Here is a 24,112-nt window from a genome sequence, read left to right on the forward strand (position 1 = left end):
CAATCAGGGCGTGATCACGATCTTGCCCGTTGATTTTCGCTCTTTCAGCAACTGCATTGCATGCGCGACATCTTCAAGGGGCAGGACGTGACTGATGTGCGGTTTTATCCTGCCCTCTGAATGCCACTTGAACAGGGTGTCAAAACTGTTGCGCACAGCTTCGGGGCGGAATTTCAGATAGCCGCCGATATACACCCCGATCACGGTCAGGTTTTTGACCAGCAGATGATTGGCCGGAATCTGCGGGATGTCGCCCCCGGCGAAGCCGATAGGCAGCAAACGCCCTTCGGGATTGGTGGCCCTGAACGCGGCCTTGAACACATCCCCGCCGATGACGTCATAGACGACATCCGCGCCACCCAGCGATTTGACCCGCTCGCGCAGGTCTTCGGAAGCATCGATCAGATGATCGGCGCCAGCGGCACGGGCAACGGCAAGCTTGTTCTCGCCGCGCGCCTGCGCGATGACCGTGGCGCCCATGAGCTTGCCGATTTCGACGGCAGTCAGGCCGACGCCTCCCGCTGCGCCGGTGACCAGAAGGGTTTCACCCGGTTGCAGGCGTGCCCTGTGATCAAGGGCCATGTGACTGGTGGCATAAGCGATCTGGATGGCGGCGGCCTCTTCGAACCCGGTGTCGTCCGGCAGCACGATCGCACGATCCGCGTCGAATACACCGTACTCGGCCAACCCACCCTGACCGGAATAGACTGCGATCCGGTCGCCTGGGCTGAGCGTTGAAACGCCGGGCCCGACTGTATCCACGATACCGGCGATCTCCATGCCCAGGGTGAATGGGGCAGGTGGCGTGTCCTGATATGTCCCCGTCTGCATCAGCAGATCGGCGAAATTCAGGCCGCAAGCTTTTATCGCGACCCGCACCTTGCCTTCGCCCGGCTCGGGTATTTTCACGTCACAAAGCTGGGCAGACGCCCCGTCGGATGGAATGCAATAGGCCCGCATATTGTTCCTCAAGAGTTTCCGACATAGGCGCGTGTGCCGTCAGAAAAGTCAATCCGTTTGCTGCGCGGGCGAAAAAGGCACCCGATTTTGAAGGAGGATTCAGTTGCAGGAATACGGTTCTGTAAAGGCTTTGGGCAATACAACCACAAATCCCTGTCAGGGGCATTCGACTCAACCAGCTTGAAAAAAATCTCAAAACCGGCATTATAAACAATCAGTGCTGTAAACGGGGGGCGGTACAGTCCGTATTAGGGAGCGGTTAAGGGGAGCTCTCTAAAACTGCGATATCGGACGTCGCAAAATCCCGTGCAGATGTTTGTGTAGTATAGGAGAATACCAATGACTCATCACGTCGATGTCCATGTGGGCAAGCGCGTTCGGCATCGCCGCTGGCTGATTGGGATGACCCAGCAGCAGTTGGCGCAGCAAGTTGGTATCAAGTTTCAGCAAATCCAGAAATATGAGACTGGTGCCAACCGAATCAGCGCATCCCGCTTGTGGGACATCGCCGAGGCGCTGGATGTTCCGGTCAGCTTTTTCTTCGAAGGTCTGGAAGAAGCCCAGAAAGGCGATGCGGACAAGAAATCCGTCCCTGCCGACCTGATGGGTGACAAAGAGGCTTTGGATCTGGTGCGCTCTTACTATGCGATTCCGGAAAACCAGCGTCGCCGCCTGTTCGAGCTGGCGCGGGTTCTCAGCGACGTTGCCTGACTGACTTGACTTTGTCGCGGATTGCTCGCACCTCAGGGTCATGCAACCGACGACACAGAGCGATATCGAAATTGCCGAAGAAATGGCCGAAGCTGCGCGTGAGGCCATACTCCCCTTTTTTCGTCAAACAAATCTGGAAACCACGAACAAGCTGGCCGATGGGTTCGACCCGGTCACAGTGGCAGATCGGGCCGCTGAACAGGCGATGCGGGACGTTCTGGCGCGGCGGCGCCCGGATGACGGTGTGCTGGGCGAAGAGTTCGGCGCGCATACGGGCACCAGTGGCCGCACCTGGGTACTGGATCCCATCGATGGGACCCGTGGGTTTATCAGCGGCACGCCAACCTGGGGTGTTCTGATTGCGCTGAGTGATCAGGACGGGCCTTTTATGGGGGTAATCGATCAGCCGTATATCGGAGAGCGCTTTGTCGGATCGTCTTCCGGTGCTCACATGACCGGTCCGCAGGGCACCAGAAGAATGCAAACGCGCGATACCAGGGCGCTGGATCAGGCGACCTTGTTCACCACGTTCCCCGAAGTTGGAACCCCGAAGGACCGCGCAGGGTTTCAGGCGGTGTCCGAGCAGGTGCAGCTGACGCGCTATGGAATGGATTGCTATGCCTATGCGCTTCTGGCTGCCGGGCAGGCGGATTTGGTGATCGAGGCGGGCTTGAACTCCTATGATATCCAAGCGCCGATTGCAGTTATTCAGGCGGCCGGCGGTATCGTGACCGATTGGCAGGGCGGCCCGGCACATCAAGGCGGCCGGGCGCTGGCTGCGGCAAACGCTGACCTTCACGCCGCAGCGCTTGAGATACTCCGCCACTTCTGAATTCTGTTGCCCGGCGCATCAAAGGCAACTAAACCGGTGATGGCCGGTTCTTGCGCCCGTTTTCCACCGGCCGTCGCACTTCTTGCATGAGACGGGCAGATGCAGGAGCGCGATATGACGGAAATCCTACTCAAGAATGCTGATCTGATCCTGACGATGGACGAGTCCCGGCAGGAATTGTCCAAGGCCGATATTTTGGTCCGCGACGGGCAGATTGCCCGGATCGGGCAGCGACTGGAAACACAGGGTGAGGTGCATGATGTTTCGGGCTGTCTGGTGACGCCTGGCCTGGTGAATACCCACCATCATCTTTACCAAACCCTGACACGGGCGGTGCCGGGCGGGCAGGATGCGTTGCTGTTTGGGTGGCTGCAAACGCTCTATCCGATCTGGTCGCGTTTCGGGCCGGAGGAAATGTTCACCTCGGCCCAGATCGGTTTGGCCGAACTGGCGCTGTCGGGGTGCACGCTCAGTTCCGATCACCTTTACCTCTATCCCAACGGCGCGCGGCTTGAGGATACGATCGCGGCCGCGTCCGAGCTGGGGATGCGGTTTCATCCGACACGCGGCGCGATGAGCATCGGCGAGACCGACGGGGGCCTGCCGCCGGACCATCTGGTGGAAAAAGAGGCCGCAATTCTGGACGACATGGTACGTGTCGTGGATGCGTTTCACGACCCGTCGGAGGGGTCCATGTGCCGCGTTGGCCTTGCCCCGTGTTCACCGTTTTCAGTCAGCCGGGACCTGATGCGCGATGCGGCGTTGCTGGCGCGGGACAAGGGCGTGATGCTGCATACCCATCTGGCCGAGAATGATGAGGATATCGCCTATTCGCAGGCGCAATTCGGCTGCCGCCCGGGGCAATATGCCGAGGAATTGGGATGGACCGGCCCGGATGTCTGGCACGCCCATTGCGTCAAGCTGGAGGGGGCCGAAATTGATCTGTTCTCGCGCTCGGAAACAGGCGTGGCCCATTGCCCCTGTTCAAATTGCCGCCTCGGATCGGGTATCGCACCGGTGCGGGCGATGCGCGATGCGGGCGTCAAGGTCGGCCTCGGCGCCGATGGATCGGCCAGCAATGACAATGGCAACCTGATGCTTGAGGCGCGCCAAGCCATGTTGCTGCAACGGGTCGCCAATGGTGCAGATGCCATGTCGGCCCGCGAAGCGCTTGAGATCGCGACGCGCGGCGGCGCGGATGTATTGGGGCGTCCCGATTGTGGACGGCTGATGCCTGGAAAACGTGCCGATATTGCGGTGTGGGATACCCGCGGCATCGAAAGCGCGGGCAGTTGGGATCCGGCGGCGCTGCTTCTGGCGGGGCCGATGTCTGTGAAACACCTGTTCGTCGAAGGCCGCCAGATCGTGCGAGACGGGCACATAACGACCATCGATCTGCCCCGCGTGATCGAACGCCAGAACACGCTTGCCCGGGCGTTGCAGGCCTAAGCCGCCTGCTGTCCGCCGATCCAGACCTCTGCCACGGCGCGATCATCGCCCATCATGATGGTTGGGAAGATCGCTTCCCAAACATCTTCTGCATGAGCCTCGCGCTGGGCGATGGCGGGGGTCGAGGCGAGGTCGATCACCACCAGATCCGCCTCCATTCCTTGAGCGATGTTTCCGATGCAGTCGTCCATGCGCAGGCTTCGGGCCGATCCGACCGTGCCCAACCACAGCAATTGCGCCGGATGCAGGGGACGGCCGCGCAATTGGCCGATCTCATAGGCGGCGGCCATGGTGCGCAGCATCGAAAAGCTGGACCCGCCGCCGGTATCCGTGGCCAGACCGATCCGGTGGCCATCATGGATCAGCCCGTTCATGTCAAACAATCCCGATCCGATGAAGGTGTTCGACGTGGGGCAATGGATCAAAGAGGCATCGACCTCGCGCAGCCGATCCCGTTCCCGGTCTTCCAGATGGATGACATGGCCATACAGGCCGTTCTGGCCCAACAGGCCGAATTTCTCGTAGGTATCCAGATAATCCCTTGCATCAGGGAACAGGGATCGAACCCATTCGATTTCATCCGTTTGCTCGCTCAGGTGCGTTTGCATAAGACAATGGGGATGCTCGGCCCAAAGCGCGCCCATGGCCTCGAGCTGTTCCGGGGTCGAGGTCGGTGAAAAGCGCGGCGTGATCGCATAGGACAAGCGGTCGACGCGATGCCATTTTTCCAGCAGGGCGGCGGATTGGTCGTAAGCCGTCTGCGCAGTGTCGCGCAGCCCTTCGGGCGCGTTCCGGTCCATGCAGGTCTTGCCGGCGACGACACGCTGCCCACGCTGTTGCGCCGAGGTGAAAAAGGCATCCACGCTTTCAGGGTGAATCGTGCAAAAACTGCACATGGTCGTGGTGCCGTGGGCGGTCGTCAGGTCCAGATACCGGTTGGCGATCTCGGTCGCATAGTCGAAATCGCCGAACTTCATCTCTTCCGGGAAGGTGTAGGTGTTCAGCCAGTCGATCAGCCGTTTGCCCCAGCTGGCGATCATCGCCGTCTGTGGATAATGCACATGCGGATCGACGAACCCAGCCATGATCAGGCGCGTTCCGTGATCCTTCGTGACTGCGTCAGGATGGGCTTGTTTCAGCGCATCGGCGGTGCCGACCTCTGCAATTCGCCCGTGTTCGATCACGACCGCTTCGTCCAGCCGGGTCGCCTCGGTCGGCTCTCCGTCGAAGGGTGATCCTGTGAAACTCAGAACACGCCCCTTCAAAAGCGTCTTTTGCGCCATTTTCCCTGTTCTCCACCTGTTTGGAACCGCACACCAGCATAGGCGGACGAAAGAAGTGGGTAAATCGGCGCATTGTCATTGTTTTCCGGTAGCTGCTTCTTCTATTTAGGGGCAAATCGCAAAAAAGGGGCAGAGCATGACGACGGGCAGAGACGAAGCCGGACACGATCAGCCCCGGGATGAAGACGCCTATGCGTTGGACCCCAAGGCAGTTGCGGCGATCCTGTACGCGGTGGATATAGACGACCGCGACAAGCTGGTTGAGTTGATGGAGCCGCTGCACTCGGCCGACATCGCCGACCTTCTTGAACAGATCAATCCGTTTGACCGGGCGCGCCTGATCCGCCTGTACGACAAAGAGTTCGACGGCGACATCCTGTCTGAACTGGATGAATCGGTTCGTGAAGAGGTGATCTCGGTTCTGAACCCGGATGTTCTGGCCGAAGCCGTGCGCGAGATGGAAAGCGACGATGTCGTTGACCTGCTGGAAGACCTTGAGGAACCGCAGCAGGAAACCATTCTGGACGCATTGGAGGATTCCGAAAGGATCGCAGCCGAGCAGGCACTGTCCTATCCCGAGAACTCGGCCGGTCGTCTCATGCAGCGGGAAGTCGTCATGGCGCCCGAACATTGGAGCGTTGGGCAAGCCATCGACTTCATGCGCGCCAATGATGATTTGCCCGAGCAGTTCTATCACGTCGTTCTGGTCGATCCGCGCCTGAAACCGGTTGCTCAGGTGACGTTGGGCAAGCTTATGGCGGCGCGGCGTGAAGTGCCGCTGATTGATCTGGCAGAAGAAGAGTTTCACATCATCCCCGTCGATCAGGATGAGGAAGACGTGGCTTATGCTTTCAACCAGTATCACCTGATCTCGGCCCCGGTGGTGGATGCGGATGGCCGTTTGGTCGGTGTCATCACCATTGACGACGCGATGGTCGTTCTGGATGAAGAGCACGAAGAGGACATCCTGCGTCTTGCCGGTGTAGGCGACGAAAGCTCGTTGTCCGACAGTGTGGCGGCAACCAGCCGGAGAAGGTTGCCCTGGTTGGCAGTGAACCTGTGCACGGCGATCTGTGCCTCTTTGGTGATTTCGCAATTCGAGGCGGCGATTGATCAACTGGTCGCGCTGGCCATCCTGATGCCGATCGTTGCGTCAATGGGCGGCAATGCGGGAACACAATCGCTCACCGTGGCGGTGCGTGCGCTGGCGACGCGCGACCTGACAAATTCAAACGTGATGCGTGTGATCAGGCGGGAACTGCTGGTGGGGATGCTGAATGGGCTTTGTTTTGCCATCGTGTTGGGGACCGTGGGGATGCTGTGGTTCGATTCCCCGCTGCTGGGTGTCGTGATCGGGTCGGCCTTGGTCGTGAATATGATCATTGCCGGGTTCGCAGGTACGGTAGTACCTGTCTTGCTGGACCGCTTGGGCATCGACCCTGCGCTGGCATCGGGAACCTTTGTGACAACCACGACGGATGTCATGGGTTTCTTCATATTTCTTGGGCTTGCCAGCGTGGTGCTACTGTGACCGATCTGACCGACATCAAAGCCGCAGCGCGCAAAGCGGCCTTTGCCCGCCGCAAGGCCGCGTTTGATGCCCGCCTGCCGGGTGCAGCCGGGCGCTTGTCCGAGGTTCTGGCAGGACATCGCGGCGTGCCCCTGTCAGGTTACATGCCGATCCGGACCGAGATCGACCCGGTGCCCGCGATGGCCGAAGCATCGGCTTATGGCCCGGTGGGTGTGCCTGTCATCCAGGCAGCCGGTCAGCCGCTGAAATTCTCTCGCTGGACGCCGGACGGTGTGCTCAAGGATGGCCCGTTCGGTGCAAAAGTGCCCCAGGTGGATGACTATTTCGACCCCGAAATTCTGATCGTTCCGCTGGTCGCCTTCGACGCAAATGGTGGCCGCCTGGGGTATGGCGGCGGGTTTTATGACCGAACGCTGGAAGGCTTGCGCGCCAAACGCCCGACGCTTGCCATCGGTTTTGCTTTTGATGCGCAAGAGGCTGCGGACTTGCCGCTCGAGCCAACCGACCAACCGCTGGACATGGTTGTCACGGAAAGCCGCGTGCTGACCTTCTAGCTGCTACTGTTCGAAATGGCTGCGCAAATAGTCCCAGGCATCCACCTCGGTGCCGTCCTTCAGGATGCAGACGCCATAGACACTGCCGTCTTCGTTTTTACGAAGCTGGTAGGTCCCGTCGTTTTCAATGCAAAAGGTCGCGGCGGGGTTGGGCATAGATGTCTTGGTGCCTTCGGCAGCGGCAGCAGTTGCCGCTAGAAGGCAGCCGGTCAGAACAATTGACGACTTCACGAAGAATTCCTTCTGTATTCAAGAGGCGTATCGAAACATTGCCACGGCAGAATTTGATTTCAACCCCCAAGTCTCCCGTTAATTTCACGCTTCCGCCTTGTTATTGCCCAGTACAGCCCCTACGACCCGGATCATGAGGATTCTGTTTCTTGGTGATGTCATGGGGCGCGCGGGACGCGCTGCCGTTCAGCAGCATTTGCCGCGCCTGCGCGACGAATGGCGGCTGGATTTTGTCGTGGTCAATGGCGAAAACGCGTCGAACGGCATGGGGCTGAGCGGAGATCACGCCAGGCTGTTGCTCGACGCCGGAGCGGATTGCCTGACGCTGGGCGATCATGCGTTCGACCAGAAAGACATGCTGCAATTCATCGAGAAGGAACAGCGCATCATACGACCCGTCAATTTCGCCAAAGGCGCGCCGGGGCGGGGTCATCGGCTGTTCACGGCGCCGGGGGGGCGCAAGGTTCTGGTGGTTCAGGTGCTGGGTCAGGTCTTTATGAAACGCCCGTTCGACGATCCGTTCTCGGCTATCGAACCGATCCTGAAATCTCATCCCAGAGGCGGGCAGGCGCAGGCGATCATCGTGGACATGCATTGCGAGGCCACGTCCGAAAAGATGGCGATGGGGCACTACTGCGACAAACGTGCAAGCCTTGTGGTGGGAACGCATACCCATGTCCCGACGGCGGATTCCCAGATTCTGCCGGGTGGCACCGCGTATTTGACCGATGCGGGCATGTGCGGAGATTACGATTCGGTCATCGGCATGGACAAGCAGGAGCCCATGCGACGGTTCATCACCGGCATGCCCAAGGCGCGCTTTACTCCTGCAAACGGCGAGGCCACACTGAGCGGCGTGTTCGTGGAAACCGATGATCGTGACGGACAGGCTAAAACCGTGCGTATGGTGCGCGTCGGAGGGCGCCTGGAACAAGCCGGGCCCGAATAGTCATCGTCAGGCTTGCTCTGTCGAGCGCAATGCGTGAAACTGCATGTCATCAGGCGCTTGGGCCCGGGTTCGGACAGAATACCACGAATGAATTTCCTTTCACTGACAGACACCGGAAGCGCAGTTCTGGCGCTGGTCATCGTTGCGGGCATGTTCATCATGTTCCTGCGCGAGGTTTATCCGACCGAGGTCGTGGCCATTGGTGGTGTCTCACTGATGCTTGTGACCGGCATTCTGCCCTATCAAAATGCGCTTGCAGTTCTGTCCAACCCGGCACCCTGGACGATTGCCGCGATGTTCATCATCATGGGTGCTTTGGTGCGGACCGGAGCCCTGGATTCGTTCACCTCGACCGCGCAAAAGCAGGCTCAGGTGAATCCGCGTATCGCCATCGCATTGCTCATGGGGTTTGTCGTGCTGGCCTCGGCGGTGGTTTCGAATACGCCAGTGGTCGTGGTGATGATACCGGTCTTTGTGCAAATCGCCCGCACCCTGAATGTTCCCGCGTCCAAATTGCTGATTCCGCTGAGTTATGCGGCTATTCTGGGCGGCACGCTGACATTGATCGGCACGTCTACCAACCTGCTGGTCGATGGTGTGGCCCGCGCGCAGGGGATGAAACCCTTTACGATTTTCGAAGTCACGCCGCTGGGGATCGCGCTGGTGATCTACGGCATGATCTATTTGCGGTTCATCGCGCCCAAACTGTTGCCCGAGCGGGACAGCATGGCGTCGCTGCTCAGTGATCGGTCCAAGATGAAGTTCTTTACCGAGGCCGTCATTCCGCCGGACAGCAACCTGATCGGGCGCGAAGTGACCGGCGTGCAGTTGTTCAAACGCCCCGGCGTGCGCCTGATCGATGTCATCCGGGGGGATGAGTCGTTGCGGCGCAACCTGAAAGGCGTCGAACTTAAGGTTGGCGACCGGGTGGTTCTACGAACCGAGATGACCGAACTTCTGAGCCTTCAGCGCAACAGGGAACTCAAGCGCGTGGATCAGGTATCGGCCGTTGAAACCAAGACGGTTGAGGTGTTGATCACGCCCGGATGCCGCCTGGTGGGTCGGACCCTTGGAATGATGCGGCTTCGTCGTCGTTATGGCGTTTACGTGCTTGCGGTACACCGTCGCAACCAGAATATCGGCCGTCAGCTGGATGACTTGGTGGTCAGGGTTGGGGATACGCTTCTTTTGGAAGGTGCCCCGGCAGATATCCAGCGGCTGGCGGCGGAAATGGACATGGTGGACGTCACCCAGCCGTCGGCTCGTGCCTTCCGTCGCAGCCATGCGCCGATTGCGATTGGGGCTCTTGTAGGGATTGTTGCCCTTGCCGCGCTGGGTATTGCGCCCATCCTGTTGTTGTCGATTGTTGCCTGCGCCGTGGTTCTGCTGACCCGCTGTATCGATGCGGATGAGGCGTTTTCTTTTGTGGAAGGTCGCCTATTGGCGTTGATCTTCGCGATGCTGGGCATAGGGGCTGCGCTTGACAGCTCGGGCGCGGTTTCTCTGATCGTCGAGGCCGTTGCGCCGGGGCTCAGTGCCTTGCCGCCATTCCTCATTATCTGGGCGATTTACCTGCTGACCTCGGTGCTGACGGAACTGGTTTCCAATAACGCCGTGGCGGTTGTGGTCACCCCGATCGCCATCGGATTAGCGCAGGCGGTCGGAATAGACCCGCGTCCGCTGGTCGTCGCGGTCATGGTGGCGGCCTCGGCATCTTTTGCAACTCCGATCGGATACCAGACGAACATGATGGTCTATGGCCCCGGAGGCTACAGGTTTACCGACTTCATGAAGGTGGGTGTGCCGCTGAACCTGACGGTCGGATTGTTGGCGTCTCTGCTGATCCCGTTGATCTGGCCGTTATGACATCGGCACAGATTTGCCGCTTTGTTCGCGGCGTACTTGTAAATGTCGGATGAACAGCAATCTTTTGTAGAAATATTACTTTAAGGGGTACTGCCATGCTGACATTCGGCCGCACCATGTTTCCTGCGGTTGCTTTCGCCACCGTTTTGAGCGGCGCATCGCTTGCCGGAACCGTCGAAGGAACTGCAACCTACCGAGAGCGTATTGCGCTTCCGCCTGACACGACCTTGTTCGTCGAGCTTCAGGATATCTCATTGGCGGATGCGCCGGCCGAAACGCTTGCCGCGCAGAGATATGCCCTGACCGGTGTGCCGGCGCAGTTCGAACTGACCTATGATGACGCATTGATTCAGGACGGGCGCAGATACGCCGTGCGTGCTTCGGTCATGCAGGGGCAAAACCTGTTGTTCACCACCGATACCGTTTATCCGGTACTGACACATGGGGCCGAGAATTCTGCTGACCTGCTGATGATACAGGTGCAACACCAAGGTGCTGCGATGCTGGAAAACACCGAATGGGTCGCTTCGGGCCTCAATGGTGCGCCTGTCGAGACAGAGAAACGACCTGAACTTGCTTTTGGGCAGGGCGGGGCATTTTCAGGCAGCGGCGGTTGCAACCGGTTCAGTGGCCAGGCCGAGATTTCTGAAAATCGGATTGCGTTCCCGGACAATATGGCTGCAACGCTCATGGCTTGCCCACCCCCGCTGGATGAGGTCGAGCGGCAGTTTCTCAAGGCGATGCAAAGTGTCACGACCTTCGCGATGCAAGGCAACGCGCTGGCCTTGCTGGATGCTCAGGGTGAGCCGGTGATCAAAATGATGCGCAAGTAATAGGGCAGGGCTGTCACGCGATGGCCCTCGATCGTCCGGCGTTGCGACCCGAAAAGATGCAGCCGCCCAGGAAAGTTCCCTCAAGCGCGTTGTAGCCGTGATAGCCACCGCCACCGAACCCGGCGACTTCGCCGGCTGCGAACAGGCCCGGCACAACCTGACCATCGGTGCCAATCATCTGACTGTCCAGATTGGTCTGCAAACCGCCCAGTGTCTTGCGGGTCAGCACGTGCAGCTTGACCGCGATCAGCGGGCCATTCCTGGGGTCCAGGAACTTGTGCGGTTTGGCGGTGCGGATCAGCTTGTCGCCGCGATAGTTGCGCGCCGCCAGGATCGCCATCATCTGCGCATCTTTTGAGAACGGATTGTCCACCTGTGAATCCCGTGCTTCGATCTGGGCGCGCAGATGCGCCTCGTCGATCAGACCCCCGCCCAGATGGTTCATGCCGCTCACCAGTTCGGTCAACGTGTTGGCGACCACGAAATCCTCGCCCTTTTCCTTGAACGCCTCGACCGGGCCGGTGGCTTTCGACCCCGACAGGATGCGCTGACGGATGACCTCCTTCCAACTGCCCGAGGTGAAATCGGGGTTCTGTTCAGACCCGGACAGGGCGAATTCCTTCTTGATGACCTTCTGGGTCAGGACGAACCAACTGTATTCATAGCCGGTGTTCAGGATTTCGCGCAGGGTGCCCAGCGTGTCGAAGCCGGGCAGGCAGGGGGGCTGCAACCGGTTTCCGCGCGCGTCGAACCACATCGAGCTGGGGCCGGGCAGGATGCGGATACCATGGGCGGGCCAGATCGGATCCCAATTGCGTACGCCTTCGGTGTAATGCCACATGCGGTCGCCGTTGATGACATGGCCACCGGCCTTTTCGCTGATGGCGATCATCCGACCATCCACATGGAAGGGCACACCCGCCACCATGTCCTTGGGCGGTTCGCCCAGGCGGTCGCGGGGCCAATTCTGGCGCACCATTTCGAAATTGCCGCCGATCCCGCCCGAGGTGACGATGACAGAGGGTGCATAGACCTCGAACTCGCCCACCTCGTCACGGTTGGTCTTGCCGCCGCGCGGGGCCGTGTCATCGGCCAGAACCTCGCCCGAGACGCCCTTGGCCTCGCCGTTCTGCATGATGATGTGGCTGACCTGATGGCGGAACTTCAACTGGATCAGGCCGGTGCTGACATGGTTGCGGACCCGGCGGATGAAGTGCTCCAGCACGCCGGGCCCGGTGCCCCAGGTGATGTGAAAGCGCGGGACGGAATTGCCATGCCCGTTTGCATAAGACCCGCCACGTTCAGCCCAGCCCACGACCGGAAACCAGCGCAGGCCCATGTCATGCAGCCAGGGTCGCATTTCACCGGCGGCGAACTCGACATAGGCCTCGGCCCATTTGCGGGGCCAGGTGTCTTCTTCGCGGTCAAACTGCGCGCTTCCCATCCAGTCGCGCAACGCCAGATCGTGGCTGTCGCGGATACCCATGCGGCGTTGTTCCGGCGTGTCGACCATGAACAGGCCACCCAGGCTCCAGAAGGCCTGACCGCCCAGAAAACCTTCTGGTTCCTGATCGAGTATGATTACCTTTTTGCCTCGGTCGCCCAGTTCGGCCGCGGCGGCCAATCCGGCCAGACCGGCACCGATTACGATCGCATCAGCAGTGTTGTTTGTCATAACGGTCCTTTCAGCGCCTGCGGAACCAGACAAGAAACGGCAGAACCACGGCGTACATCGTAATGCCATAAACTGCCGAGGGCAGGGCCAGCGGGCTGAACCCGCTTTCGGTATTCGTGATCAGCGCCGCCAGTGTAATGCCCAGCGTGGAATTTTGAATTCCGGTTTCGATCGAGATCGTCTTGCACTCATTCCAGGACAGGTTTGATATCCGCGCCAGTCCCAGCCCAATGAACAGCAGGGCGATATTCAAAGAAATCAAGCCTGCGCCCATGATGCCAAGATTGTCGACGAACAATTGCCAGTTCCCGGCCAGTGCCGCGGCAACGATCAGCACGAACAAAACGGTCGCGAGCGTCGACAACCCCGGCTCTACGCGGTTTGCAAACCCTGTTGCAAAGTTGCGAATTCCGACCCCGATGGCCACAGGAAGCGTTGTTATCAAAAACAATGCAACAGCCAGCCCGGTGATCGAAACCTCGGGGGCTTCGTCGCCCATGAAATGCGCGATCGACCACGCGGCCAGTATTGGCACGGTCACCATCGACAAAAGGCTGATCACGGCGGTCAGGCTGACCGAAAGCGCGACATCGGCTTTGGCGAGCTTGGAGAGGATGTTGCTGGTTACGCCGCCCGGGCAAAAACTGAGCAGCATGAAACCAACCGCGATCTCGGGGGGCAATGCTAAGACTGTGACCGTCACGAAGGCCGCGACTGGCAAGAGAACAATCTGGCTTACCGCCCCGATGGCAAAGGCGCGTCGTCGGCTCAGGACACGACGGAAGTCTGCCACTTCCAGCCCGATGCCCAGAGACAACATGATAATGGCAAGCGACACCGGCAAGCCGACATTCAAAAGCAAATCCAAGGACAACTCCTCCCAAAGTTGCGTCAGATCAGCCTATGCGAGGGGGCAAGGCGCAGGCAACCGCGCCGTTGGGTCATTCGTATCGTCGGACGAACCGGCGCAGGATCTCGCCCGGCTGTGTGACATCGGCCGAATGGCAGTGATCGATCAGTTTTTGCGCGTCTTCAGGCGGGAAATAGCCGTGGTTCTTGTAGATATTGATGCGCTGTTCAAAATCCCTGGCGTCGGCTTCGGGGTGGAACTGCGTGGCGTATACGTTCTGCCCCCAACGGATCATCTGGAACGGGCAGGGGTCTGACGCGACAAGGTGCACGCATCCCTCTGGCAGAGCCTGAACCGCTTCCTTGTGGCCAACGAAAGCGTCGAAGGTTGGTTCCAACCCGGCGGTCAACGGATCCCGCTGCCCTTCCGGGGTCAAATGGCACGTGGATGGTCCGACGGGTTCGCCATACCGGGCCTTGCTGACGTCGCCGCCCAGATACGCCGCCAGAATGCCAAGGCCATAGCAGCAGCCCATGAACGGGTGATCTTGTGCGATGATCTGCGGCATCAACCCCATGATCGCAGCCTCGATCCGGGCATCCAGCGGGGATTTGGTCGCCGGGTCGTCACTGACGCACCCCGGTCCGCCGCCTACGATGACACCGGCATAGTCCGTGACATCCAGCCCTTCTGGCAGGTCGTCGCAATCCAAACGAATGCGATGCGTCTGTTCAGGAGACAACCCGCTCCGGTTCAGGATCGAGGCATATTCGGCGTCGGACGCATCTGTTTCGGGGCGCAGTTGCAGGATCAAAAACGGTTTCATGCGCAGCCTTTACCCGTCACAGCGGCCAGAATACAAGGATGGCGGGAACAGAAACGGCTATGATCAGCACTTCCAGCGGCAATCCCATGCGCCAGTAATCTCCGAATCGATAGCCTCCGGGACCCAGAACCAGCGTGTTGTTCTTGTGCCCGATGGGGGTCAGGAACGCAGCCGAGGCCGCAACGGCCACGGTCATCAGGAACGGGTCGGGTGACACCTCAAGCGTGCGTGCCATTTGTATCCCGACCGGCGCGGCGACAATGGCGGTGGCGGTGTTGTTCAACACGTCCGACAAAGTCATCGTGACAACCATCAATACGGTCAGAATGGCCCAGGCGGGCAGACCATCGGTCAGCTGGATCAGGGCGTTTGCGATCAGTTCGGTGCCGCCCGAGGTCTCCAAGGCGCTGCCCAGCGGGATCATAGACCCCAGCAGTACGACCACCGGCCATTCGATGTGATTGTAAATGTCGGTGATCGGCATGATCTTGGTCAGCACATAAGCAATCACGACCAGCCCCAAAGCAATGGGCAGATAGATCAACCCAACACTTGCGGCCAAAACAGCGGCGGCAAACAGACCGATGGCCAGCCATGCCTTGTCATTTGCCGTTACGTTCAGCCCGCGTCCGGCAAGGGGCAGGCAGCCCAGCCATTCCGTGACATCCGCAGCGCGGTCGCGGGGGCAGAGCAGCAGCAGGATATCGCCCGGTTCCACCTCGGTCTTGCGGACCTGTTCGGTAATCCTGCGCCCCTGGCGTGAGATGCCCATCAGAACGGTGCTTTGCCGCCAGGCCAGCCCAAGCCCTTGTGCGGTGCGGCCTGTGATGCGCGCGCTTTCCGGCACGACGACTTCGATCACTTCCAGCCCGTCACCCTCGGCCGTCAGCAACTCCTGCCGGCGCGTGTCCGAGAAGTCGAGATTGAGCGCCGCGCGAAACTCGTCCAGCGCCTCGGGTCGGGCTTCCAGAACCAGCGCGTCACCTTCCTGCAAAACGGCGTGCGCCGACCGGCCATAGCGCCGTTTGCCATCCCGGATCAAACCGATGATGGCCACGTCCGATTTCTCGGCCACCTCATAAAGTTCACTGACCCGTTTGCCGATATGGGCGGATTCTGGGGGAACGGTCAGCTCGGCGATGTATTCGGCCAAGGTTTCCGATGTCTCGGCCTGCGGTCCGCGATCGGGGATCAGACGCCAGCCTACCAGTGCGACAAAGGCAAGACCGGCGATCGCGGCCAGCCCACCGACCGGGGCAAAATCGAACATGTGAAACGGCTCGCCCAGTGTTTCGGCCCGGATCGACGCTATGATGATGTTCGGGGGGGTCCCGATCAGCGTCGCCATCCCGCCGAGAATGGTGGCAAAGCTCAGCGGCATCAGCGACAGGCCCACCGATCGTCCGGCCTTGCGTGCGGTCTGGATGTCCACGGGCATCAGCAACGCCAGCGCCGCCACGTTGTTCATGAAGGCCGACAGAACCGCGCCGATCCCGCCCATCAGGGCGATATGCGCACCCAAGCCCCGCGAGGCATCAACCAGCGTGCGGGTGATCAGGAACACTGCGCCTGATCGGACCAAACCGGCAGAAACCACCAAAACCAGCGCCACAATGATGGTCGCGGGATGGCCGAACCCGGCAAAGGCGCCATCCACGGGCACGACGCCCAGCACAACGCCGATCATCAGCGCGGCAAAGGCCACGAGGTCGTATCGAAACCGGCCCCACAACAGCATTCCGAAGACGGTGATGAAAAGCGCAAAAAGAATGATCTGGTCTGTCGTCATGTCGTCACCATACTAGCCGGTGAAGCCGTCGCAAGCCGCTCTCTTGATCCTGCCCCCTGCAAACGTCTATATGAGCGCCGAACACGCAATCACGATGACGAGGACGCATTATGGCAGGCCACTCAAAATGGGCCAACATCCAGCACCGCAAGGGGCGTCAGGACGCCGCGCGGTCCAAACTGTTTTCCAAACTGTCGAAAGAGATCACCGTTGCCGCCAAGATGGGCGACCCCGATCCCGACAAGAACCCGCGCTTGCGTCTGGCCGTGAAAGAGGCCAAGTCGAACTCGGTTCCCAAGGATGTGATTGACCGCGCGATCAAAAAGTCCACCGCCGGTGAAGGCGACGATTACGAAGAAATCCGCTATGAGGGCTATGGCCCCAACGGCGTGGCCGTGATTGTTGAAACCATGACGGACAACCGCAACCGCACTGCGTCGACCGTGCGTTCGACCTTTTCCAAGAACGGCGGTAATCTGGGCGAGACGGGCTCGGTCGGGTTCATGTTCGAGCGCAAGGGCGAAGTGATTTACCCGGCAACGGCGGGTGACGCAGACACCATATTCGAAGCCGCCATCGAGGCCGGCGCGGAAGATGTCGAAAGTTCAGAGGATGGACACATCATCTGGTGTGCGGATACGGATCTGAACGACGTTTCGAACGCGTTGGAAGCTGCGCTGGGTGAATCGGAATCCACCAAATTGGTCTGGAAGCCGACCACCACGACCGAGCTGGGTCTGGAAGACATGCAAAAGCTGATGAAACTGGTGGATGCGCTGGAAGACGATGACGACGTACAGCGCGTCACGACCAATTTCGAGGCCTCGGATGAGGTGATGGCACAGCTCTGAGCTGTGGCGGATCTTGACGGCGAAACCCGGCTCAACCGCCGGGTTTTTCGTTTTCGGACAGTTTCGAAGAGTTGTTGGCTGAACCCTTCGAAACGCATAGGCTGGAAAAACCCGGAATTTCCGAGACAACGCCACCGAAAGATCCACGATGGATGCGACTGCTGAAAAGGCCAAGCGAAACGTGCCGGTTCTTGCTGGGCAGAGTATCGTGTCTCAGGTTGCGTGGACTCTGGGCAGCCCATCGGTGGTTTTGCCGTTTCTGGCCGTGTCATTCGAACTGCCGATGTTCGTGGCGGGCGCGCTGGTTTCGGTGCGAATGATTGGCAGCATGATTTCCGATTTCTTTCTGGCGCAATCCGTCGCGGCGAAATCGCAAAAGAAACGCGCAATCGCTCTGACCGAAGCGATCATCGGATCCTGTCTGGTCCTGGCAATGGTGGCCGCCGCGACCGGGGTCGTTCCGTTGATCGCAGTGGTTTTCGTGGCGGTCTTTTTCGTGATCGGCCTTGTGGACGAGGTGCAGAACCTGATGTTCACCGATCTGCTGGGCGATCATGTCCACTCGCGTTCGCGCATGGTCCTGCATTACCTGCAACTTGGGGGCGGGGGCCTGTGCGCCATCGGTCTTGCCATGTTGGTGCATCAGATCACCAAGGAAAACCCACCTTTTTCGCGCCACTCAACCATGATCGGTGTATCGGTTGCGTTTTTCATGCTGTCAGGGCTTTTGATGCTGGCCATGACTGAGAATGCCCGCTCGGCGGAGCCGGCAAACAAGACCGGACCCAAAGCAAAGCTGTCGTTCAAGGCCAATGCCCGGGGTATTCTTGGCATGTTCGAATACTCGTGGTTTCGGCGTTACATGGTCATGCGAATGCTTTTGGTGGCTGTTTCGCTCTCTGTCCCATTCTTTGCGCTGATCGCGGCCGAAGCGCATCACAGCTCGGCCAAGGGACTGACCGCGATGATTGTTTCATCTGCTTCGGGCTATCTTGTGTCCGGGCCTTTGTGGCAGGTCGTGAACATGAAGTCTCATCGTGCCGTCATGGTGGTCGGGACACTGATGGTGGCCGCAACCGGCGGTGTTCTTCTGGCATTTCACTACTTGGGTATCGATCACGATGTGCATCTGCACGCGATCGCGCTGTTTGTCGTCACCGTTGCGGTGACCGGGATCAGCAGCGCGCGCAAGCTCTATTTCCTGGACGTCGCGCCCAAGGAACAGCGCGTTCAGGGATCAGCCGCGATCAAGTCTTTTACCCGTTTGTTGGCGGTGCTGCTTTCGGCGGCCTTGGCCGCAGTCGCCCATATGCACGAGGTTGTATTGGCCGTCGCGTTCATAGTCGCAGCCAGCCTGGTGGCCTGCGTGACATGCTACCTGACAATGTTGCCGGACCGAAAGGACGCCTCTGGCACACAGGGCTGATGCGGCTCCGCTTAGAAAAAGGAAGAAATCTCGCCCAAGGGCTTTTTCAGCTTTGCAACGGACGGCACGGTCGCGGTTTCCGAGGGATGTCCAACTGCGATGATCATTGTCGGTTTCTCTGAAGCGGGCCGACCCAGCGCATCGGTCAGAAACCGCATCGGATTCGGGGTATGTGTCAACGTGCTGAGACCGGCGTGATGCAATGCCGCCAGCAGAAAGCCGGTGGCAATGTTCACACTTTCCGGCACGTAGTAATTCTTGTACCGCGTCCCGTCTTCGAATTGCCCCCAGCGTTGGGCAAAGACCACGATCAGCCACGGGGCGACGGTCAGATGTTCCTTGACCGCGTTTGTCCCGATGGGTTCCAGAGCCTTGATCCATTCATCGCCCGCCCCTCCCGCGTAAAAGCGACGCTCTTCTTCTTCGGCTTCCTCACGGATGCGCAGTTTCAGCTTGGGGTCCGAGACGGCAGCAAAATGCCAGGGCTGGTGGTTTGCACCTGACGGGGCCGTTCCCGCGGTGCGCAGGCAGGTTTCGATCACATCACGAGCCACCGGGCGCGTAGAGAAATCCCGAACGGTATGACGCCGCCGCATCTTTTCAAAGAAAGCCACAGCTGCGTCCTGCATGTCCGCATCACTGATCTCGCATCGGTCGGGCAGGGGAATGGGGTCATAACTGAGGGCGTCGCGCGAGAACATTGGTTCCTCCAATCGAATGAGTCTGACTATTTGCCTATTTGCCTTGTGACGGTAGCAAAACCCGTTGCGCAGCATGCTGGACCGCTTGTGTAAGGGGTTTGAGCGCCGGGGCAAGAACCCGCCCGACCTGCCAGCTGAGCGCGATGTCCAGTGGCGCATCGGGAACGATCGGGCTCAGCAGCCCACGCTCCATGGCGTCTTGCGCAAGGGCTGCGGGGTTCATGCCCCAGCCAATCCCGGCGATTGCGGCATCAACGAACCCTTGCGAAGATGGCAGGAAGTGGAAAGGCGGTGACAGATGTTTGCCGGTGTGATTTGCGATCCACGCTTTTTGCAGACCGTCCTTCCTGTTGAAGACAAGGCAAGGCGCTTTGCTGAGGGTTTCCTCGGTCACGCCGTTCTTGAACCAGGTGTTGACAAATTTCGGGCTGGCGGTGGGCAGATATCTCAACACGCCCAGCTCAATCGCGTCGCAACCGCTCACTGTTTGTCCGCCGACGGTGACGGCGGCGCTGACCTCGCCGCGCCTCAGCCAGTCCGCCGAATGGTCCTGATCGTCGATCACAAGGTCGAACAGCATGTCGGGCACCCGCGCCATCGCGTCAATGAACCAGGTGGCCAGAATGTCGGCGGGTACCGCAACGCGAACCCGCGCGGACCCGGGTTCTTGTGCCAGAGTCAATTCCCGAGCCAGCTGCGCTTCCAGCAAACCGACATCTTCGGCGTAACGTGCGATGCGCTGCCCGGCTGGCGTTCCGGTGCAAGGGGTTCCCCGATGTATGAGCGAGGCGCCCACGCGATCCTCCAGCGCTTTTATCCGCTGGGATATCGCCGAAGGGGTTACAGCCAGTTCCGCCGCCGCCGCATCAAAGCTGCCATGGCGCAGGATTGCTGACAAAGCGGCCAATTGGTGAGGGTCCAGTAGCATTAGCAGAACTTAACTGAGGGCAGCATCTTTAATTTGATAGATCGTATCGCGGCCATTAGTCAACGCAATGGCAACGCAGGAGATACCATGCCTACATCCGTGATCGCCGGTTTCGCGCTGGGTTTCAGCCTGATCCTCGCCATCGGGGCGCAGAACGCCTTTGTTTTAAGGCAGGGCCTGCGGCGCGAGCATGTGTTTTTTCTGTGCCTGACCTGCGCGGTGTCTGATGCCATCCTGATCGGAGCAGGCGTGGCAGGTTTTGGCACACTGGCACAGGCCGCACCTTGGTTCGAAACCGTGATGCGATACGGTGGGGCGGCATTCCTGACCTGGTATGGCCTGCGCAGTCTCCGGTCGTCCTGGCTGGGTGGTTCGGTGATGGAAATCGGCAATGGCAAGCGAACCAGCCTCAAGGCCGCGCTGCTGACGGTATTTGCGTTCACCTGGCTGAATCCGCATGTATATCTGGATACGGTCGTGCTGATCGGTTCGATCTCGGCCCAATATGACGACCGGCTTGGTTTCGCCCTCGGCGCGATGACATCCAGCTTTGTTTTCTTCTTTTCGCTTGGCTATGGGGCAAGCATCCTGTCGCCTGTTTTTGCGCGCCCCAGGGCGTGGCAGGTGTTGGATGCAGGGATTGGCGTGGTCATGTTGGGTATCGCGCTGAAACTTGTTACCATGTGAAGGGTTGTTCCCGGCCGGGTTTCGGTGTTCAACCTTGAACATGACTTCATCCACCGTATCATCCCGCCCGCTTGCCGGCATGTTCTGGATGTTCGCCGCCGGCTTGTCCTTTGTTGTGATGACCGCGCTGGTGAAGTCGCTGGGCACATCGATGAATTCCATCCAGGCCGCCTTTCTGCGATATGTGCTGGGGTTGGTGTTTCTGTTGCCGGCCATGCGGTCGATCATGGCGACGCATCTGACCCCCCGCCTGCTGACGCTGTTCGGCCTGCGAGGGGTCGTGCATGCGGTTGCGGTCATGCTCTGGTTCTTTGCGATGACACAGATCCCACTGGCCGAAGTTACAGCCATGAATTACATGACACCGGTTTACGTCACACTGGGGGCGGCCCTGTTTTTGGGCGAAAAGCTGGCCTTTCGCCGGATTGCTGCGATTCTGGTCGCTCTGGTTGGCGTCCTGATCATCCTGCGGCCCGGGTTTCGCGAAGTGTCATCAGGCCATCTGGCCATGCTGGGAACGGCCCTGACCCTTGGGGGGTCGTATTTATTGGCCAAGATTCTGGTGCGTGACGTACCGCCCGCCGTCGTTGTGGCACATCTGTCGATCTGGGTGACCATTGCCTTGATACCCTTTGCGATCGCCGTTTGGACGCAGCCAAGCCTGCGGGATATCGGGGTTCTTTTTCTGGTGGCCAGTTTTGCGACCGCCGGGCACTATTTCATGACCCTGGCGCTTCAGGCGGCGCCGGTGGCCGTCACGCAGCCGGTGACGTTTCTTCAGTTGATATGGGCCACGATCCTGGGCGCCGCGGTTTTCCATGAAAGCGTTGACGTTTGGGTTGTCGCAGGCGGCACGCTGATCCTTGCCGCCGTAAGCTTTATTTCATGGCGCGAATTCGTGTTGAACCGCAAGGACTTGACGCCTCCGAGTATTGCGCCGAAGCTGTAACAACATCGCTCCCTGATTTTTCATTAATTGACGAGTCAATAAAAACCCCCTAGCGTGGTCCCGTGACACCTGTTCAAGGGGAGAACGATGCCAAAAGTCGGAATGGAGCCAATCCGCCGGGATGCGATTGTTCGCGCGACAATCGCTGAGCTGGGCGTGAAGAAATCCCTTGATGTAACAGTCAGTCAGATTGCCAAACGTGCCGGCATGTCCAGCGCGCTTGCGCACCACTATTTCGGCGGCAAGGATCAGATCTTTCTGGCCGCCATGCGCCGGATCCTCTCGGACTTCGGCGAAGAAGCAAGGGGCGAGCTGAAAGCGGCTGCGGCGGACGAAAGGGCGCAGGCGATCGTCAGGGCGTGTTTTGCGCCTTCTTGTTTCACACCCGATGTGATCGCGGCCTGGATGACCTTCTACGTGCTGGCTCAGACCAATGATGACGCCCTGCGCCTGTGGCAGATCTATCAGGCCCGCATCAAATCCAATCTGACCCACGCCCTGCGGCACAAGTTAGCTGACCCGCAAGAGGCGGCCGAGAACATGGTTGCCCTGATTGACGGGCTGTACATCCGCGCCGCACTCAGCGCCCCTGAAGAACCGCAACTGGCCGTGAGCCACGCGATGCGTGTGCTCAACACTCTGCTCGAGGCTGAAAAATGACAAAACCGAACATTCTGATCCTGATGGTGGATCAGCTCAACGGGACTCTCTTTCCAGACGGTCCCGCTGATTGGCTTCACGCTCCGAACCTGAAGAAACTGGCGGAACGGTCAACCCGATTTGCCAACGCTTACACGGCGTCGCCCTTGTGCGCGCCCGGGCGGGCCAGCTTCATGTCCGGTCAATTGCCGTCGCGCACCGGCGTCTATGACAACGCGGCCGAGTTTCGCAGCGATATCCCCACATACGCACATCACCTGCGCCGCGCGGGCTATTACACCTGCCTGTCGGGCAAGATGCATTTCGTCGGTCCCGATCAGCTGCACGGGTTCGAAGACCGCCTGACCACCGACATCTACCCGGCCGATTTCGGCTGGACCCCGGATTACCGCAAGCCGGGTGAACGCATCGACTGGTGGTATCACAACATGGGGTCCGTCACCGGCGCGGGTGTTGCCGAGATTTCCAACCAGATGGAATATGACGACGAGGTCGCCTACAACGCCAAGGCCAAGCTTTATGATCTGGCACGCGGCAAGGATGACCGCCCGTGGTGCGTGACCGTCAGCTTTACGCACCCCCATGACCCGTATGTTGCCCGCCGCAAATACTGGGATCTTTACGAGGATTGCGCACATCTGCTGCCCGAGGTCGCCGATCTGGGTTATGACAATCAGGACCCCCACGCCAAGCGCATCTTCGATGCCAATGACTGGCGCAGTTTCGACATTACCCAAGAAGATATCCGCAAGTCGCGTCGCGCCTATTTCGCCAATATTTCCTATCTGGACGACAAGATCGGCGAAATCCTCGAAGTGCTGGAAACCACCCGGCAAGAGGCGATCATCCTGTTCGTTTCGGATCACGGCGACATGCTGGGCGAACGCGGGTTGTGGTTCAAGATGAACTTCTACGAAGGCTCGGCGCGTGTGCCGCTGATGATCGCCTCGCCTGATCTGCCCGCCGGCCGGATAGATGCTCCGGTATCGACAATAGACGTAACGCCGACCCTGGGGGCGCTGGCCGGCGTAGACATGGCCGAGATCGCCCCCTGGACCGATGGCGAAAACCTCGTGCCGTTGGCACTGGGCGAAGAACGAACCACACCAGTGGCCATGGAATACGCGGCCGAGGCATCCTACGCGCCGCTGGTCTCGCTGCGATATGGCAAGTGGAAATACAACCGCTGTGCGCTGGACCCTGATCAGTTGTTTGATCTTGAGGCCGACCCGCACGAACTGAACAATCTGGCAGACAGCCCCGAACACGCAGGCACGTTGCAAACACTGCGTGCCAAATCCGAGGCCCGTTGGGATCTGGATCGCTTCGATGCCGAAGTCCGTGCCAGCCAGGCTCGGCGTTGGGTTGTGTACGAAGCGCTGCGGCAGGGCGGATACTACCCGTGGGATTATCAGCCGCTGCAAAAAGCGTCGGAACGCTACATGCGCAATCACATGGATCTGAACATCGTCGAGGAAAGCGCCCGGTTCCCGCGCGGCGAATAACCTCTTCATCTTTTCGAAAATACTCCCGCCGGAGGCATCCAACCTTCTCGGCGGGGCAGGAGTTGT

Annotated in this window: 23 protein-coding genes; 14 read left to right on the forward strand and 9 right to left on the reverse strand. The window is 59.6% G+C overall.

Going from position 1 to position 24,112, the window contains the following annotated elements; genetic code table 11:
- Nucleotides 1-3: 3 nt before the first annotated feature.
- On the reverse strand, nucleotides 4-960 hold the full coding sequence (locus ACR0A2_RS08185) for an NADPH:quinone oxidoreductase family protein (protein WP_480834696.1): 957 nt from the start codon (nucleotides 958-960) through the stop codon (nucleotides 4-6).
- 339 nt (nucleotides 961-1,299) lie between these two features.
- Here ACR0A2_RS08185 and ACR0A2_RS08190 point away from each other — a divergent pair, with 339 nt between their 5' ends.
- The 3 genes from ACR0A2_RS08190 to ACR0A2_RS08200 all read left to right on the forward strand — a co-directional run bounded on the left by ACR0A2_RS08190 (nucleotide 1,300) and on the right by ACR0A2_RS08200 (nucleotide 3,952).
- Complete coding sequence (locus tag ACR0A2_RS08190) at nucleotides 1,300-1,671, forward strand: helix-turn-helix domain-containing protein (protein WP_152458749.1); 372 nt, start codon at nucleotides 1,300-1,302, stop codon at nucleotides 1,669-1,671.
- Between the two features lie 40 nt (nucleotides 1,672-1,711).
- Nucleotides 1,712-2,503, forward strand: a complete 792-nt coding sequence (gene hisN, locus ACR0A2_RS08195; RefSeq protein WP_480834697.1) for a histidinol-phosphatase — start codon at nucleotides 1,712-1,714, stop codon at nucleotides 2,501-2,503.
- A gap of 114 nt (nucleotides 2,504-2,617) precedes the next feature.
- Entirely contained in the window at nucleotides 2,618-3,952 is a 1,335-nt protein-coding gene (locus tag ACR0A2_RS08200; protein WP_480834698.1) for an 8-oxoguanine deaminase, read from the forward strand.
- On the opposite strand, the gene guaD is transcribed toward ACR0A2_RS08200, so the two are convergent.
- A complete protein-coding gene (gene guaD, locus ACR0A2_RS08205) occupies nucleotides 3,949-5,235 on the reverse strand; it encodes a guanine deaminase (RefSeq protein WP_480834699.1) in 1,287 nt (428 codons plus the stop codon). The genes ACR0A2_RS08200 and guaD overlap by 4 nt on opposite strands.
- Nucleotides 5,236-5,371: 136 nt before the next feature.
- On the opposite strand from guaD, the gene mgtE reads away from it, so the two are divergent.
- A complete protein-coding gene (gene mgtE / locus ACR0A2_RS08210) occupies nucleotides 5,372-6,766 on the forward strand; it encodes a magnesium transporter (RefSeq protein WP_480834700.1) in 1,395 nt (464 codons plus the stop codon).
- Complete coding sequence (locus tag ACR0A2_RS08215; protein WP_171114779.1) at nucleotides 6,763-7,320, forward strand: 5-formyltetrahydrofolate cyclo-ligase; 558 nt, start codon at nucleotides 6,763-6,765, stop codon at nucleotides 7,318-7,320. Before mgtE ends, ACR0A2_RS08215 begins: the two co-directional genes overlap by 4 nt.
- 3 nt (nucleotides 7,321-7,323) lie before the next feature.
- Here ACR0A2_RS08215 and ACR0A2_RS08220 read toward each other — a convergent pair whose 3' ends face one another.
- Nucleotides 7,324-7,551, reverse strand: a complete 228-nt coding sequence (locus tag ACR0A2_RS08220) for a putative hemolysin (RefSeq protein WP_224853568.1) — start codon at nucleotides 7,549-7,551, stop codon at nucleotides 7,324-7,326.
- A 133-nt stretch (nucleotides 7,552-7,684) separates the two neighbouring features.
- Here ACR0A2_RS08220 and ACR0A2_RS08225 point away from each other — a divergent pair, with 133 nt between their 5' ends.
- The 3 genes from ACR0A2_RS08225 (at nucleotide 7,685) to ACR0A2_RS08235 (ending at nucleotide 11,199) form a co-directional block, all read left to right on the forward strand.
- The gene (locus ACR0A2_RS08225) at nucleotides 7,685-8,500 is read left to right on the forward strand and encodes a TIGR00282 family metallophosphoesterase (protein ID WP_171329562.1); all 816 of its coding nucleotides are present in this window, start codon (nucleotides 7,685-7,687) and stop codon (nucleotides 8,498-8,500) included.
- Between the two features lie 87 nt (nucleotides 8,501-8,587).
- Nucleotides 8,588-10,366 carry an SLC13 family permease gene (locus ACR0A2_RS08230; RefSeq protein WP_480834701.1) on the forward strand — a complete coding sequence of 593 codons (1,779 nt, stop codon included), beginning with the start codon at nucleotides 8,588-8,590 and terminating at the stop codon, nucleotides 10,364-10,366.
- Nucleotides 10,367-10,461: 95 nt separating this feature from the next.
- A complete protein-coding gene (locus ACR0A2_RS08235) occupies nucleotides 10,462-11,199 on the forward strand; it encodes a YbaY family lipoprotein (RefSeq protein WP_480834702.1) in 738 nt (245 codons plus the stop codon).
- A 13-nt stretch (nucleotides 11,200-11,212) separates the two neighbouring features.
- On the opposite strand, the gene ACR0A2_RS08240 is transcribed toward ACR0A2_RS08235, so the two are convergent.
- The 4 genes from ACR0A2_RS08240 to ACR0A2_RS08255 all read right to left on the reverse strand — a co-directional run bounded on the left by ACR0A2_RS08240 (nucleotide 11,213) and on the right by ACR0A2_RS08255 (nucleotide 16,339).
- A complete protein-coding gene (locus ACR0A2_RS08240) occupies nucleotides 11,213-12,874 on the reverse strand; it encodes an FAD-binding dehydrogenase (RefSeq protein WP_480834703.1) in 1,662 nt (553 codons plus the stop codon).
- 10 nt (nucleotides 12,875-12,884) lie between these two features.
- A complete protein-coding gene (locus tag ACR0A2_RS08245) occupies nucleotides 12,885-13,742 on the reverse strand; it encodes a bile acid:sodium symporter family protein (protein ID WP_480834704.1) in 858 nt (285 codons plus the stop codon).
- 73 nt (nucleotides 13,743-13,815) lie between these two features.
- Nucleotides 13,816-14,550: a glutamine amidotransferase gene (locus ACR0A2_RS08250; RefSeq protein ID WP_480445811.1), complete on the reverse strand. Its 735-nt coding sequence runs from the start codon at nucleotides 14,548-14,550 to the stop codon at nucleotides 13,816-13,818.
- 16 nt (nucleotides 14,551-14,566) lie between these two features.
- Nucleotides 14,567-16,339: an SLC13 family permease gene (locus ACR0A2_RS08255; protein WP_480834705.1), complete on the reverse strand. Its 1,773-nt coding sequence runs from the start codon at nucleotides 16,337-16,339 to the stop codon at nucleotides 14,567-14,569.
- Between the two features lie 110 nt (nucleotides 16,340-16,449).
- Between ACR0A2_RS08255 and ACR0A2_RS08260 the strand changes: the two genes are divergently transcribed.
- Nucleotides 16,450-17,190 (forward strand): YebC/PmpR family DNA-binding transcriptional regulator, encoded by a 741-nt coding sequence (locus tag ACR0A2_RS08260; protein WP_152458737.1) that lies wholly within the window; start codon nucleotides 16,450-16,452, stop codon nucleotides 17,188-17,190.
- Nucleotides 17,191-17,338: 148 nt separating this feature from the next.
- Nucleotides 17,339-18,616, forward strand: a complete 1,278-nt coding sequence (locus tag ACR0A2_RS08265; RefSeq protein WP_171329570.1) for a permease — start codon at nucleotides 17,339-17,341, stop codon at nucleotides 18,614-18,616.
- An 11-nt stretch (nucleotides 18,617-18,627) separates the two neighbouring features.
- On the opposite strand, the gene ACR0A2_RS08270 is transcribed toward ACR0A2_RS08265, so the two are convergent.
- Together ACR0A2_RS08270 and ACR0A2_RS08275 are read right to left on the reverse strand one after the other, a co-directional pair.
- On the reverse strand, nucleotides 18,628-19,317 hold the full coding sequence (locus ACR0A2_RS08270) for a nitroreductase family protein (RefSeq protein ID WP_480834706.1): 690 nt from the start codon (nucleotides 19,315-19,317) through the stop codon (nucleotides 18,628-18,630).
- 34 nt (nucleotides 19,318-19,351) lie between these two features.
- Nucleotides 19,352-20,245, reverse strand: coding sequence for a LysR family transcriptional regulator ArgP (locus ACR0A2_RS08275; protein WP_480834707.1), 894 nt, complete (start codon nucleotides 20,243-20,245; stop codon nucleotides 19,352-19,354).
- A gap of 87 nt (nucleotides 20,246-20,332) precedes the next feature.
- On the opposite strand from ACR0A2_RS08275, the gene ACR0A2_RS08280 reads away from it, so the two are divergent.
- The 4 genes from ACR0A2_RS08280 (at nucleotide 20,333) to betC (ending at nucleotide 24,046) form a co-directional block, all read left to right on the forward strand.
- Nucleotides 20,333-20,932 carry a LysE/ArgO family amino acid transporter gene (locus ACR0A2_RS08280; RefSeq protein ID WP_171630864.1) on the forward strand — a complete coding sequence of 200 codons (600 nt, stop codon included), beginning with the start codon at nucleotides 20,333-20,335 and terminating at the stop codon, nucleotides 20,930-20,932.
- A 40-nt stretch (nucleotides 20,933-20,972) separates the two neighbouring features.
- Entirely contained in the window at nucleotides 20,973-21,881 is a 909-nt protein-coding gene (locus ACR0A2_RS08285) for a DMT family transporter (protein ID WP_171227849.1), read from the forward strand.
- Between the two features lie 87 nt (nucleotides 21,882-21,968).
- Complete coding sequence (gene betI / locus ACR0A2_RS08290; RefSeq protein WP_480834708.1) at nucleotides 21,969-22,541, forward strand: choline-binding transcriptional repressor BetI; 573 nt, start codon at nucleotides 21,969-21,971, stop codon at nucleotides 22,539-22,541.
- Nucleotides 22,538-24,046 (forward strand): choline-sulfatase, encoded by a 1,509-nt coding sequence (gene betC, locus ACR0A2_RS08295; RefSeq protein ID WP_171227851.1) that lies wholly within the window; start codon nucleotides 22,538-22,540, stop codon nucleotides 24,044-24,046. Before betI ends, betC begins: the two co-directional genes overlap by 4 nt.
- Nucleotides 24,047-24,112 lie beyond the last annotated feature (66 nt).

It is taken from the genome of Ruegeria sp. H8, from assembly GCF_056532905.1.